The following is a 13,585-nucleotide window of genomic DNA, read 5'->3' as shown; positions in this document are numbered from 1 at the left end:
CAGTGCGGGCGCCGGCGGCGGCCGGTCACCCGGCGGCCGGGGTGCTGTCGGTCGCGTCCGCGGAGTGCAGCAGCCGCAGGAACGCCTTGACGCCCGCGATGATCTCCTGGTTGTCGGTGAGCCGGTTCACCGTGGACTCGAACTGCCTGCCCAGCGCGGCGATCCTGCGGTCCGCCGCCTCGGCCCGCTCGTACGAGCTCATGGCCAACGCGTCGACGGTGCGCCGCAGTTCGGCGAGGGCCCGGTACTGCTCCTCGGCCTTCTCCTCCAGGACCCGGGTCCCGGCCTCGGCGCGGTTCAGCCGGGCCTGCACCTCGACGACGTCGTCCCGGGGATACGTGACGTCCTTCAGGAGGGTGCCCAGGCGCCTGCGGAGCTGGCCGAAGTACGCGCCGGCCGGCCGGAAGAAGGTGCTCAGCAGGAAGAACGCGGCGAACCAGTACCCCGTGAACTCGCCCGTCGCCCAGGTGACCGCGACGACGACCGCCGCCGTCAGGACGTGCCCCGCGACCGCCGCCCGGAGCATCGCCCGGGCGATGCGCGCGGCCTCGGCGTCCCGGGCCGCCGGGACCTCTATGCCCTTCTCCCGGCTGACCGCGATCTCGGCGAGTACCGCGTGCGCCCGGAAGTACAGGTTCCAGGGCAGGGTCAGCAGGAGCAGCAGCCACAGCAGGCTCAGCACCCCCGCCCCCACGGCGAACACCACCGCGGGCGGCGCCCCCGCCGCATACGCGAGAACCAACGCCACAGCCGCCGCCCCGACCGCCGCCACCGCCCCGAGAAACCTGCCCATGCCCCGTCTCCCCCCCCACTTCCTGCCCGCGCCCCGACACACCCCATCGTCCCGGCCGCGGCGCGGCGCGGCATGAGTAGCCGTACTCAGGGGACCGCAGGACAGCGTCCCCGGAACCGACCCGGCCGGTGCTGGAGCGCGGCCCGGATCCGGCCGAGCCACTCCGCGGCGAGCCGGCGCCCGCCGGGGAGCTGGTCGGCGCGGTCCCAGCGCCCTGCGGTGATCATCGCCGGCACGAGGATCCGGCACTCGCGCAGCAGGTCCCGGTCGACACCCGGATGGTGTGCGCCGATCTCTTCGGGCGCATGGGCGAGGCCGAACTCGACGGGCCCGCGGCAGCACGCCGGCATCGTGCTGCTTTCGATACCCACCGGATGGCTGCTCTCCGACGATGGGAAGCCGGTACTCCGAGCGACGGCACTGTGCCAGGCACTGGAGCCGTTGTGTCAGCGGGACGCCGGGAACCGTTCGATGTTGTCCTCCACCCAGGTGCGCAGGTGGGCCAGGGGCCGGCAGGCGTCCTCGCCGAGCGGGGTCAGGCTGTACTCGACGCGGGGCGGGACCTCCGGGTAGATCTCGCGGTGGACGAGGCCGTGGTCCTCCAGGCGGCGCAGCGTCTGGGTGAGCACCTTGGGGCTCACCCCTTGCAGGCGTGCGCGCAGTGCCCCGAAGCGCTGGGGCCCGTCCTCCAGAGCGCCCAGGGCGAGGGCGCTCCACTTGTTGGCGAGCAGATCCAGCATGTCACGGCAGGGACAGGCGGCCAGGTAGACGCTCTTCGGGTCGTCGCACAGGTGTGCTGTCGTCGTCATGCGGCAATAGTACCCAACGGGAACTATAGGCCCTTGCGGGTAACCACCATCCCTTTCGTACTGTCGCTGACGTGGTCGAAGTCGCGGACCCCGCCTGCGTGTCCGGTCGGCGCGACCACGTCTTCTCGATGTATCCCGAGCCGAGCGGGCACCGTCCGCAGCCCTCGGATCACGCACACGTGGAAAGGCCGGACCACCATGAACGACACGTACGACATCCCCGCGACGATGCCCGCGGTCGCGTACCGCAAGTCGCTGCCCGTCGACGATGCCGAGAGCCTGGTCGACGTCACGCTGCCCACCCCGAAGCCGGGCCCCCGTGACGTACTGGTGCGGGTCGAGGCGATCGCCGTCAACCCGGTGGACCACAAGATCCGGCAGAACGTCGATCCGGGCGGGGAGGCGAAGGTGCTCGGCTGGGACGCCGCGGGGACCGTCGTCGCCGTGGGCGGCGAGGTGGAACTCTTCGCGGTGGGCGACGAGGTGTACTACGCCGGTGAGTTGGACCGCCCCGGCGCCAACTCCCGCTACCACGTGGTCGACGAGCGCATCGTCGCCCGCAAGCCCGCCACCCTCTCCTTCGCCGAGGCCGCCGCCCTGCCGCTGACCTCGCTCACGGCGTGGGAGGGGCTCTTCGAGCGGCTGGGGCTGCACACCGGTGCCCTGGAGCAGACCGGTGCCCTGCTGATCACCGCGGCCGCCGGCGGCGTGGGCTCGATCACCGCGCAGCTGGCCCGCGCCCTGACCAGCCTCACCGTCATCGGTACGGCGTCGCGCCCCGAGAGCGTCGACTACGCGCGCCGGATGGGTGTCCACCACGTCGTCGACCACCGCAGGCCCCTTGCGGCGCAGCTGGCCGAAGTGGCCCCGGAGGGCATCGACTTCGTGTTCAGCACCACGGCGACCGACCACAACCTGGCCGCGTACGCCGACGCGCTCACCCCCTTCGGCCGGATCGTCGCCATCGACGACTTCGACTCGCTGCCGCTCGGAGTGCTCAAGGCGAAGAGCATCTCCTTCCACTGGGAGTTCATGTACACGCGGTCCATGTTCCGTACGGCCGACCTGAGCACGCAGCACCACATCCTCACCCAGGTCGCCCGCCTCGTCGACGCCGGCATCCTCACCACCACGGCCACCCGCGACCTGGGCCCGGTCAACGCCGCCAACCTCCGTGAGGCGCACCGCGTCCAGGAGACCGGCGCCGCCATCGGCAAGACCACGCTCACCGGTTTCTGACCGGGCGGCCTGCTTCCACGCGGGACGGGACGCGGTTCTCGCTCTCGACAACTGCGAGCATGTGCTCGATGCGGTCGCTTCACTACCGTGGACCTGTTCGCCGCGTGTGCCGTGATGATCGACCCATTGGTTCTCCCTGACGAGGCAAGGGCGCGGGACATCCGCTCATGTCCCGTCGGGCGGACGGCCCGCCGCCGGCGGTCGAACTGGCCACCACCCACGTGCGGTTGCTGTCGGCGCCGGAGATCGAGGCCCGTCTGGATCGGACCTCCCACCTCCTCGGCATGCCCCGGGGCACCGTCAAGTCCCGCACCCACCTCGCCCTCAGAGCCTTGCTGACCGCGCTGGCCGAGCGCGGCTACACCCACTGACGACCCCGTCCTCGCCTTCCGCGCACACGCCTACGCAGAGTCCCACCTCCGGCGCAGTCACCACCGGTAGAGCTCCACCCATGCCGCACCCGTTCCGCGCCGCATCCGTGGGTGAACCACCTCGGCGCGCCGTCGAGTGAACCTCTACGGCACGGGTGTCGTTTGATCTCACGTCAGCACACCGCCCCACGGCTGACGACTGTTGTCGGAGCGGCTCGGCCGAGCGCTCCCGGAGCCTGACGAATGGATGGACTTGAACAACCAGACCAAGAGATCCCCCGTGCGGCGGGGCCTGCTGCGAGGCGCCGTGGTGGCGTGCTGCGCGATGGCCCTGTCCACCGCGGGCGCGATATCGGCGAGCGCCGCGGCACCCACCGCGCGCACCGTGGACCACGTGGCGCTCGGCGACTCGTACGCCTCCGGCCCCGGCATCCCGACCCAGGTCGACACCGCGTGCGCGCGCTCCGACCAGAACTATCCGTCCCTCCTCGCGGCAGCGACGCACGCGCGGCTGACCGACGTCAGCTGTGCGGGCGCCACGACGACCGCCCTGGCCGGACCCCAGGGCGCGCAGCGGCCTCAACTGGACGCGCTGGACGCGGACACGGACGTGGTCACCCTGACCATCGGCGGCAACGACATCGGTTTCTCCAGCGACCTGGCCACCTGCGCCGGGCTCGCCGCCAAGGACCCGACGGGCAACCCGTGCCAGACCTTCTTCACGAGCGACGGCACCGACCGGCTGGAACAGCGCGTCGACGAAACCGCCCCCAAGATCGCCGCGGCGCTCGACGCCGTACGGCAGCGGGCGCCCCGCGCCAAGGTCCTGGTGGTCGGCTATCCCGACCTGTTCCCGGACGACGGTGTCGGCTGCACCAGCTCCGTGATGCCACTGGCCGCCGGTGACTTCGGCTATCTGCGGGACACCGAGAAGAAGCTCAACGCGATGCTCGCCGGCCAGGTGTCCGCGCACGGCGCGCGTTATGTCGACACCTACACCCCGACCGTGGGACACGACATGTGCCGGCCGGCCGGGGAACGCTGGATCGAATCCCTGGTCGCGGCGGCTCCGGCGGCGCCGGCCCACCCCAACGCCCAGGGCCAGCAGGCCATGGCCGCGGCGGTGGAGCAAGCCCTCCTCCGCTGCGGCGCACACCGCCGCTGACCCAGTGCAGACGGGGCGCCGGCAGTCCTGACGGAGCGTCGGCGCCCCGGCCCGTGAGTCACGGCAGACGGATGGCGATCATGTCGATCTCGAAGTTCACGCCGGACCAGAAGATCCACCATCTGGTGGCATGGGCCACGGAGTGGAAAGGAGAAGGGAGGGGGCGGAGCATGTGGGCCTATTCCCTGAGTCTGGGCGGATCTCATGCCCTCATGAACGACTGGTTCAAGAACGAGAAGCTGCTCCGGCTGCTCACCCAGGAAGAGAAGAACCTGATCCGGGCGGCACGCGAGCGGGCGGCACGTGCCTGGGAGGACAGGGACTGATCGGCCGTCACATATTGGTTTACGGTTCAACGAGAATCGTTTATGGTTCAACCAAGTTGATCCGAGGAGGACCCATGACGTCCGAGCCCACCGCATCCGGTTCCACCGGCGCGAACCGGCGTACCTTCCTGAGGCGTGCGTCCGCCGTCGCGGCAGTCCCCGTCGGTGTCGGTGCCGGCGTGTTCGGTTCGCAGGCCGGCACCGCACATGCGGCCGACGCGGCCGGGCTGCCCGGCTTCGAGCCCGTGCCCGCGGGCTCCTTGGGCCCGGCGCTCAACGCGGACGGCTACCACGTCGGCCGGATCGAGGGGAACCTGTACTGGGTGACCGACGCCTACTACCAGGCCATGTTCCTCAGTACCCGGCACGGCGTGGTGCTCGTCGACGCTCCGCCGACCATCGGGACCAACCTCCTGCGTGCCATCGAGGACGTCACCAGGGCCAACGGGAGACCGGGCAAGGTGACCCACCTCGTCCACTCGCACGCGCACGCCGACCACATAGGCGCCTCCGTCCTGTTCGGGGACGACGTCGTGCGCATCGGGCACAGGCTGAACCGCGAGCTGCTGCTGCGTGCCGACGACCCCAACCGGCCGGCGCCGAAGGTGACCTTCGACAGCCGGTACACCCTCTCCGTCGGCGGAGAGCACCTGGAGCTGGCATACCACGGGCCGAATCACGCGCCGGACAACATCTACGTCTACGCCCCCGCCTACCGGACCCTGATGCTCGTGGACGTGCTCTTCCCCGGCTGGGTCCCGTTCAAGAGCCTCGCCGTCTCCCAGGACATACCCGCGTGGATCAAGGCGCACGACGTGGCGCTGTCCTACCCCTGGACCACCTTGGTCGCGGGCCATCTCGGCCGCCTCGGGATCCGGGCCGACGGTGAGCTGCAGAAGGAGTACATGGCCGACCTGGAGGCCGGCGTCCGAGCCGCCGTCAAGTCGGTGGACCCCACGCCGTACTTCCAGGAATACGGGCCGGGCGGGAACGCCTGGGCCATCTTCAGGACCTACCTCGACGCGGTGGCACGGACGGCGGCCGATCCGGTCGCCGGAAAGTACCTCGGAAGACTGGCGGCCGCCGACGTCTTCACGTTCGACAACGCGGCCACCCTGCTGGAGTCGCTGCGCATCGACTCCGGCGTGCTGGGACCCTTCGGCATCCGGCCGTGACACGCGGGTGCCCGGCCGGGAGAAATCCCGCCGGGCACCCTTCCACGATCACTGGTCCGGTGTTCCGGACTGCCGGGCGAAGGGGCGGGCCCACCGCCTCATCGCGACGTCAGCCCGGCGATCCGCCACAGACCGTCCTGGCCGCTGCCGGCGGTGTACGCGTCCCCGGACGCCGCCAGTGAGAAGCTGAAGGAGTTGATCCCGAGGATGTCGGTGACGTGGGACTGCACCCTGGTCGTGGCGTTCACGCGCTTCACCTCGTCGCCGACCTGGAAGTAGACCAGGCCGTCGCCGCCGACCGAGATCGACGTGGGTTCGTAGGTCTCGTCGGCCAGTACACGCGTCGCACCGGTGGCCACGTTCGTCTGCAGGATGCGGCCGAGGCCCATGTCCGCGGTGTAGGCGAGTCCCGCGCTGTCGAACGCGAGGCCGTAGGAGAAGCCGAGACCCGTGGCAACCACGCGTGCCGTCCCGCCGTCCGGCACGGCGACGATCTCTCCGTTGGTGTCGGTGACATAGGTGGTGGTACCGAAGCGGGCCACGCCGAAGAGCGCGGGCAGGCCGGCGGCCAGGGTACGGCGGCTGCCTGTCGCGAGGGTGACCTGCTGAAGCGTGCCGTCGAAGCCGGTGATGTACGCGCTGCCGTCGGCGACGGCCACCCCGCGGAGGTTGCCCAGACCGGTGGTGACCGTGGAGAGCGCTCCGGTGGCCAGGTCGAGCTTGAGCAGATCGCCTCCGGAGTACGCCAGATACACCGAGCCGGCGTTGTCGGGGGCGATGGCGACCGGAGCGCCGGCCGCCGGTGCGATCTGCACGCAGTCCGTGGACGGGCACCTGACGTCACCCACCGCGGCAACTGCCGGGGCGGCGAGGGTCATTGTCGCGCCCGACGCCAGTAACGCGCCGAGGGCCAGTGCCGCGCCCAGCGCGCGCCCGCGTCTCGCGAGCGAGCGGGCGGGACGGTCGAGCGGGAGTCGAATCGCTGTCCTGGATCTCATCGTTGAGTCCATCCGTTCCTGTCCGTCGACGGTGGGTGGCCTGTGGGATCGCCGCAGGCACTGCACTGGCTACGTACAGGGGTACGGAGAGGTTCACCTCGGACGTGGATCGCGGAAGACGACCCGCGGGATGCGGAGTCGGTTCAGCAGCCCGTGGCGTTGTAGTTCCAGAAGGCGGCCCTGGTCTGCGGGCCGGCGATCCCGTCGGGGGTGCCGGCGTTCTCGCCGACGGCGTTCAGGAACTTCTGCAGCGCCGTGATCGTGTTGGTCCCGACGATCCCGTCGACGGTACCGGCGTTGTAGCCCCAGGCGTTGAGCATCCTCTGTGCCGCCATCCAGCTGTTGGTGCCCAGCTGTCCGTCCTCGGCACCGGCGTTGAAGCCCCAGACGTTCAGGCAACTCTGCCAGTTCTTGGCCCGGGTCGTGTTCAGGCCGAGGTTGTTCACCGCGAGCGGGGAGACCTGCCGGCTGCTGACCGCGGGCCCGGCGGCCTGCTGGGGGGCCGCCACGCCGGCACCCGCACCCGCGAGCCCTGCACCGGCGATGCCGACGACGGCACTTGCGGTGACGAGTGCCCTGGCCAGAGAAGATCGCATGGTTTCCTCATTCCGGTCGACTGCGAAGGCTGTGACGCGACCGCTCGCACGGTCCGTCCGCGTCGCCCCAAGCGTGCCAGGGGAGTTCGCCTAAATCTTCCGAAATTGCGGCCCAATTTCTCGTATGACCCGCTTCAGGCCATATCTGGACGGGGTTGTGACCTGCGTGGTCGGACTACTTCAGGCCCCCGGTCACCAGGTCGATACGCCAGTACCGCTGCAGGGACAGGAAGAGCGCGATGACGGGGACGACGGAGAGCAGGGTGCCGGTGATCACCAGTGAGTACAGGGACGCCTGGTTGGCGCCGTGGCGCAGGAGGCTGTACAGGCCGACCGTCAGCGGGAACTTGTCGTCGCTCGTCACCATGACGAAGGGCAGCAGGAAGTTGTTCCAGATGACGATGAACTGGAGCAGGAAGACGGTGATCAGACCGGGTGCCATCAGCCGCAGCCCGATCGCGGAGAACATCCGCCACTCGCTCGCCCCGTCCATCCGCCCTGCGTCGAGCAGCGAGTCGGGCACGGAGGCGGCCGCGTAGATCCGGCACAGGTAGATGCCGTACGGGTTGAACAGCTGGGGCAGGATCACCGCCGGGTAGCTGTCGGTGATGCCGACGCGGGCCAGCAGCAGGTACTGCGGCACGGCCAGCACGACCTGCGGCAGCAGGACGCCCGCCAGGATGGTGTTGAAGAGCAGGGTGCGGCCGCGGAACCGGTACTTGGCGATGGCGTAGCCGGTCGCCGCCGAGACGGCGGTGGCGGCGAGCCCGCCGACCCCCGCGTACAGGAAGCTGTTGAGCATCCAGTGCCAGAACACGCCGGAGTCGTACGAGGAGAGGTCGGCGACGTTGTCCACCAGCCCCGAGCCGAACGACGGCAGATAGGTCGCGGTGGAGAACAGCTCGCTGCGCGACTTGGTGGACGCGATCAGGATCCACAGCGTCGGCACCAGGCAGTAGACGGCGCCGAGCAGCAGCACCGCGGTGGGCAGGACGGCGAAGCGCCGGCGGCGGGGCGGCTCGGTCCGGGCGGCGGTCACCGGGGACACGACGGGACGGGCGGGCGAGTCGATCGTCATCGGTGCTCCTTGCCTACGGCTCCGGCGCCGCCCCACCGGGCCTGCGCGAGGCGGCCGACGAGCAGGGAGACGGTGAGGATTCCGGCCGCGAAGACGATGGAGGTGGCGGCCGCGAGATGGATGTCGGAGTCGACGAAGGCGTCGGTGTAGATCTTCATCAGGGGGACCCAGGTGAGGGAGATGGCGTTCGACAGCGGCTGCAGCGTGTTGGGCTCGTTGAACAGCTGCAGGGCGGCGAGCACGGTGAACAGGGTGCACATGGCGATGGCGGGACGGACCAGCGGGACCTTCACCCGCAGCGCGATCTGCAGCTCCGAGGCACCGTCGATCCTGGCCGCCTCGTAGATCTCCGGCGGCAGTCCGCGCAGGGACGTGTACATCACCACCATGTTGAAGCCCACCGCGCCCCACACGGCGATGTTGGCGACCGAGACATAGACCATCGAGCTGCCGAAGAAGTCGACGTGCCGGCCGCCGATGGGGCTGGTCGCGGGCAGGTAGAGGAAGCCCCACAGGAGGGTGGCGATGACACCGGGCACCGCGTACGGCAGGAAGATGGCCAGCCGCGCGAACCGCGTGAGCCGGGCCCGCGCCGTGTCCAGGAGGAGCGCGAACAGCAGGGCGAGGAGCACGGTCGCCGGTACGGTGATCGCGCCGACCAGGAGCATCCGGAGCAGGCTGTGCCAGAGCTCGGCGTCGTGGATCACGGCGGAGTAGTTGTCCAGACCCGCGAAGACCGTCCGGCTGCCCGTTCCCAGCAGGCCCCCGTTGACCTTGCGTTGCTGGAAGCTGAGGAGCAGTGCGTAGCCCCCGGGGGCGGCCACGAACAGCAGGAGGAGCAGGGTCGCGGGCAGAACCAGTAGATAGGGCAGCCGGCTGTGACCGGCCCGTCGGCCCCGCCGCGAGATGCTTGTCGCCATCGACGTGTGTCCCCATCGGATGAGTGGCTGGTGGTGCCAGGACTGGATGCGAAGGTCGGTGGGGCGCCACCGGTGGTGCCGGTCGCGCTACCGGTGGTGCCGGTGCGGTCGCCCGGCCGGGGGTCAGGTGCCGCGGCCGGGCGACCGGGTCGGGGTCGCCGGGGTCAGTCGAGGGTGAACCCGAGCTTCTTCATGCCGGCCGTGGTGTCGTTCTGCATGGTGTCGAGCGCCCCGCTGAACGAGCTCCCGGACTGCAGCGCCGCGCCGAAGCTGTCCCGGTACGCGGAGAAGGTCACTGTGACATTCGGGCCCCACATCGAGAAGCTGCGGGCGCTCGGTGCGACCTTCTTCACCTCGGTGTAGAAGTCCGGCTGGTTCGGGAAGAAGGCCGGCGGCTGGTCGAGGACCGGCAGGGCGCGCCCCGAGGTCGAGGCCGGGTAGATGTTGATGTTCTTGACCTGGGCCGTCACCGCCGCGGAGTCGGTGTTGAGCCAGCTCGCGAACTCCGCGGCCTCGGCGGGGTGCTGGGAGTCCGTGGTGACCGTGATGGCCGAGCCGCCCCAGATGCCGGTGGTGGAGTCGCCCGCCGTCCAGGCCGGCAGCGGCGCGGCGGTCCACTTCCCCTTGGTCGACGGGGCGATGCCGCCGATCTGGGCGGGGGCCCAGGCCCCGGAGATCCAGGTGAGGAGGGTGCCGTTGTTCATCTCCTTGTTCCACTGCGGGGAGAAGGAGGGGTTCTTCTTGACCAGTCCCTTGTCGACCAGGCCCTGCCAGTACCCGGCGACCTTGTCGCTGGCCGTGCCGTTGATGTCCACGTGCCAGGAGTCGCCCTGGGTGGTCCACCAGTCCGCCCCCGCCTGCTGGGTGAGGCCGGTGAACCAGCCCGGGTCGGCGGCGTCGAAGTTGGTCAGGTAGGCGCCGGGCGCCTTCTTGCGCAGCTTCGCGGCCTCCTGCTGGAACTCCTGCCAGGTGGTCGGCACCTGCAGGCCGTACTTCTTGAACAGGTCCGACCGGTAGAACATCATCAGCGGGGCGAAGTCCTGCGGGACGCCGTAGACCTTGCCCTGGAAACGGGTCTGGGCCAGCGTCGCCGCGTCGAAGTCCGTGACCGCCTTCTTCGTCTCGGCGGTGATGTCGCGGACCACGCCGTTCGCCACCAGGCCGGGCAGCGACTGGTACTCGACCTTCGCGATGTCGGGGGCGGTCTTCGCCTGATGCGCGGTGATCATCTTGCTGACGAGCTGGTCACCGCCCGCCGGGTTGCTGAGGGCGACCTGGATGTCCGGGTGCGTCGAGTTCCACAGGGCGACGACCTTGTCCATGTCAGGGTCCCAGTCCCACATGGTGAGGCGGACCTTGCCGCCCTTCGGCTCCGATCCGCTGCCGGAGCCCCCGTTCCCGCCGCCACAGGCGCCGAGAACCAGGGTTGCGGCCAGTGTGGCGCCTGCGACTGCGGCGAATCTGGTCTTCATTGGCCAGTGCTCACTTTCGTGTCAGAAGAGGGCCTGCTGCGGTGGTCCCGTCAGTGAGGCCGTCGCCCGGTGGTCCCACGGGGACCCGAACCCTTGGCCGACCACGAGCCGACCTGTTCCGACTTTGACTGCGACTTAAGCTAAGTCGCGGCAGAGGTGAGGTCAATATGTCCGGCGTACTGATTCGCCGGGTGTCGGTTTCTCCGGTCGATTTCTTTGCGGGAGGAGCCCGGAACGGGCGGCGGACGCAGGGGCCGGCTCTTGTGGCAGGGCGCCTGACTTCCGCACGGTACGCGCCGGGGCGCGTCGACGGGAGTCCCTGCAGGCTGCTGATCAGGGCGATACGGAGAGCGCGCCGCATTCCACGGGGTGGCGAGGGCGGTCCCGCGGCCACCCGCGGAACCTCGTCCACGGCGGCGGCGCCCGGCTGCGGGAGTTCTCCTCCGGGCGACCGGGCGTCCACCGTCGCGCGGGTCGCCCCGGCCGGCGGGGCGTGCGGCGAACAGGGGGTCGCCCCGCCGGTTCGTTACCGGGCTGCCCAGAGCAGTCCGCGTGTGGTGAGCGCTCGTACGGTGGGCTCGCGCAGGTCGTCCGGTCGGTGTCCCACGGCGGAGAAGAAGACACGCCCCCGCCCCCATCGCCTGGTCCACGCGACGGGCATGACGACAGGCTGCTCGCCCTGCCCCGCGGCGCCCGGAGCGACGGTGGTGGACGCGAGTACCGTGCTCAACGCGTCGGTCAGCATCCAGTACTGCTCGGTGACCACCGTCACGTCGGGCAGCCCGGCGACGATCGGATGCTCCCGGTGCTCCGGCTCCATGCGGACCCGGTACTCCAGGTGCTCCTCGGGATGGTGCAGGAACAGGCCGCCGACCATGCGCAGGTATGCGGGACTGTCGTAGAACGTCGCCACCACGCCGCCGTGCCAGCCGGCGAAGCCGGTGCCGGCCTCGACGGCCGACACGAGCCCCGCGCACTGCGCGTCGGTCAGCCGGCCCTCGCTCCAGCACTGGACGACGAGATCGGTCCGCGCCATCAGGTCCGCGTCCGCGTAGGCATCCAGGTCCTCCCGCACCGTCACCGCGAAGCCGGCGTCGGCCAGCGCGGGCAGGAACAGGTCGGTGCACTCCCGTGGCGCGTGGCCCTCCCAGCCGCCGCGGACCACCAGCGCCGAACGTGCCGCGGCCATCAACGGGTCGCGGGGTCGGCGGTCCAGGCCGGGAGGGTGAGCGGTGTGCGCTGGACACCGATCCACTGCCGTTTCGTGAAGCCGGCCATCTGGTCGTCCGCGCCGTGTCGCGCATGGGCGTCGTTCACGTGCACCTCGCCGGCGTCCAGCCGCTCGGCCACCGACAGGCCCCGGATGAGGTCGGCGGAGAACACCGAGTTCATCAGCATGGGAAGCCCGTTGGCCACGGCCACCGCCTCCTCCTGGTCGTCCACGACGGTGACCGGGAGGACCGGGCCGAAGATCTCCTCGGTGAAGGCGGGCATCTCGGGCGTCACCTTGGCCAGCACGGTGGGCCGGTAGAACAGCCCGTCGAACCCGTCGAACGTGCCGCCGGTGAGCACCTCCGCCCCCATCTCGACCGACGCCGCCACGAGGGCGTGCACCCGCTCGCGCTGTCGGGTGCTGATCAGGGGGCCCAGATCCGCCGTCCCGCTCATGGGATCGCCGACCCGCAGGGCGGCGGCACGGCGGGTGAGGGCGTCGAGGTAGCGGTCCGCCACCGCCCGGGTGACGATGTGGCGGCTGGCGCTGATGCAGGTCTGGCCCTGGAACTCCAGCGAGGCGACCATCGCGCAGGAGGCCGCGAGGTCGATGTCGGCGTCGTCCAGGACCACGAAGGCGTTGCTGCCGCCCAGTTCGAGCCGGATCGGCCGCAGGGTGGCCGCGGCGGAGGCCGCGATGGCGAGGCCGACCTCGCGGGAGCCGGTGAAGTCCAGCAGGTCCAGGCCGGTGTGCTCGGCGAGCGCGTGCCCCGCGTCGAGGCCGTCGCCGGTCACCACGTTGAAGACGCCCGGCGGCAGTCCGGCGGCCCGGGCCGCCTCGGCGAGGACCTGGCCGCCGATGATCGGGGTGAGCTCGGCGGGCTTGAGCACCACGGTGTTGCCGAAGGCCAGCGCCGGTGCGACTGCCCGCATGGCCAGGTTGACCGGGTAGTTCCAGGGGGTGATCACGCCGATCACCCCGAGCGGGACCGCCCGGGACATCGAGAGCTTTCCCGCCTTGTACGGCGGCAGCAGGTCGCCGGCGTTCTCGCTCGCCTGGATCATGGAGATCCGCAGCTGGCGGATGCCGGTGGACACCTCGTCCTCGGCCTTGGCCCGCACCCCGCCGGTCTCGCGCATGCTCTGCTCGACCAGCTCGGTGTGGTGCGCCTGGAGGAAGTCGGCCATCCGCCCGAGGCGGGCCGCGCGCTCGGGGGCGCCGAGTGCCGCCCAGCCGGGCTGGGCGGCGCGGGCCGCGGTCACCGCCCGCCCGACGTCCACGGCCCCGCCGAGGGCGTATGTGCCGATCACGGCACCCGTCGCCTTCTCCACGACGTCGGCGGTGCGCCCTGAGGAGGCCGGGCGGAACGCTCCGTCGATGTAGAGCTGGGCCACGGGGAACTGAGACGTCATGAAGACTCCACGGAGGTC

13 protein-coding genes and 1 pseudogene are annotated in these 13,585 nt (G+C 70.6%); 4 read left to right on the top strand and 10 right to left on the bottom strand.

Going from position 1 to position 13,585, the window contains the following annotated elements; genetic code table 11:
* Window positions 1–25 precede the first annotated feature (25 nt).
* The 3 genes and pseudogenes from ACFWPQ_RS20680 to ACFWPQ_RS20670 form a co-directional block, all read right to left on the bottom strand.
* The gene (locus tag ACFWPQ_RS20680; protein ID WP_384036452.1) at window positions 26–793 is read right to left on the bottom strand and encodes a hypothetical protein; all 768 of its coding nucleotides are present in this window, start codon (window positions 791–793) and stop codon (window positions 26–28) included.
* 86 nt (window positions 794–879) lie between these two features.
* A pseudogene (locus ACFWPQ_RS20675) lies at window positions 880–1,134 on the bottom strand (hypothetical protein); the annotation flags it as partial.
* Between the two features lie 105 nt (window positions 1,135–1,239).
* Window positions 1,240–1,602 carry a winged helix-turn-helix transcriptional regulator gene (locus ACFWPQ_RS20670; RefSeq protein WP_384036449.1) on the bottom strand — a complete coding sequence of 121 codons (363 nt, stop codon included), beginning with the start codon at window positions 1,600–1,602 and terminating at the stop codon, window positions 1,240–1,242.
* Between the two features lie 228 nt (window positions 1,603–1,830).
* On the opposite strand from ACFWPQ_RS20670, the gene ACFWPQ_RS20665 reads away from it, so the two are divergent.
* The 4 genes from ACFWPQ_RS20665 to ACFWPQ_RS20650 all read left to right on the top strand — a co-directional run bounded on the left by ACFWPQ_RS20665 (window position 1,831) and on the right by ACFWPQ_RS20650 (window position 5,878).
* On the top strand, window positions 1,831–2,841 hold the full coding sequence (locus ACFWPQ_RS20665; protein ID WP_384036891.1) for a zinc-binding alcohol dehydrogenase family protein: 1,011 nt from the start codon (window positions 1,831–1,833) through the stop codon (window positions 2,839–2,841).
* 167 nt (window positions 2,842–3,008) lie between these two features.
* Complete coding sequence (locus ACFWPQ_RS20660) at window positions 3,009–3,212, top strand: hypothetical protein (RefSeq protein WP_384036447.1); 204 nt, start codon at window positions 3,009–3,011, stop codon at window positions 3,210–3,212.
* Window positions 3,213–3,459: 247 nt separating this feature from the next.
* Window positions 3,460–4,377, top strand: a complete 918-nt coding sequence (locus tag ACFWPQ_RS20655; RefSeq protein ID WP_384036444.1) for an SGNH/GDSL hydrolase family protein — start codon at window positions 3,460–3,462, stop codon at window positions 4,375–4,377.
* Between the two features lie 400 nt (window positions 4,378–4,777).
* Window positions 4,778–5,878 (top strand): MBL fold metallo-hydrolase, encoded by a 1,101-nt coding sequence (locus tag ACFWPQ_RS20650; RefSeq protein ID WP_384036441.1) that lies wholly within the window; start codon window positions 4,778–4,780, stop codon window positions 5,876–5,878.
* A 98-nt stretch (window positions 5,879–5,976) separates the two neighbouring features.
* On the opposite strand, the gene ACFWPQ_RS20645 is transcribed toward ACFWPQ_RS20650, so the two are convergent.
* The 7 genes from ACFWPQ_RS20645 to ACFWPQ_RS20615 all read right to left on the bottom strand — a co-directional run bounded on the left by ACFWPQ_RS20645 (window position 5,977) and on the right by ACFWPQ_RS20615 (window position 13,567).
* Window positions 5,977–6,876, bottom strand: coding sequence for a hypothetical protein (locus ACFWPQ_RS20645; protein ID WP_384036438.1), 900 nt, complete (start codon window positions 6,874–6,876; stop codon window positions 5,977–5,979).
* A gap of 143 nt (window positions 6,877–7,019) precedes the next feature.
* Window positions 7,020–7,472, bottom strand: a complete 453-nt coding sequence (locus ACFWPQ_RS20640; RefSeq protein ID WP_384036435.1) for a peptidoglycan-binding protein — start codon at window positions 7,470–7,472, stop codon at window positions 7,020–7,022.
* 175 nt (window positions 7,473–7,647) lie between these two features.
* Window positions 7,648–8,550 carry a carbohydrate ABC transporter permease gene (locus ACFWPQ_RS20635; RefSeq protein WP_384036433.1) on the bottom strand — a complete coding sequence of 301 codons (903 nt, stop codon included), beginning with the start codon at window positions 8,548–8,550 and terminating at the stop codon, window positions 7,648–7,650.
* Window positions 8,547–9,470 (bottom strand): carbohydrate ABC transporter permease, encoded by a 924-nt coding sequence (locus ACFWPQ_RS20630; RefSeq protein WP_384036430.1) that lies wholly within the window; start codon window positions 9,468–9,470, stop codon window positions 8,547–8,549. Before ACFWPQ_RS20630 ends, ACFWPQ_RS20635 begins: the two co-directional genes overlap by 4 nt.
* Before the next feature lie 164 nt (window positions 9,471–9,634).
* Window positions 9,635–10,942: an ABC transporter substrate-binding protein gene (locus ACFWPQ_RS20625; protein WP_384036427.1), complete on the bottom strand. Its 1,308-nt coding sequence runs from the start codon at window positions 10,940–10,942 to the stop codon at window positions 9,635–9,637.
* 526 nt (window positions 10,943–11,468) lie between these two features.
* Window positions 11,469–12,131: a ThuA domain-containing protein gene (locus tag ACFWPQ_RS20620; RefSeq protein ID WP_384036424.1), complete on the bottom strand. Its 663-nt coding sequence runs from the start codon at window positions 12,129–12,131 to the stop codon at window positions 11,469–11,471.
* Complete coding sequence (locus ACFWPQ_RS20615) at window positions 12,131–13,567, bottom strand: aldehyde dehydrogenase family protein (RefSeq protein ID WP_384036422.1); 1,437 nt, start codon at window positions 13,565–13,567, stop codon at window positions 12,131–12,133. The genes ACFWPQ_RS20620 and ACFWPQ_RS20615 overlap by 1 nt, the downstream gene beginning before the upstream one ends.
* Window positions 13,568–13,585 lie beyond the last annotated feature (18 nt).

The organism is Streptomyces sp. NPDC058464 (assembly GCF_042721035.1).
Lineage (GTDB): Bacteria > Actinomycetota > Actinomycetes > Streptomycetales > Streptomycetaceae > Streptomyces.
The sequence above is the reverse complement of the archived record's forward strand: the minus strand, read 5'-3'. Positions and strand labels throughout refer to the sequence as shown.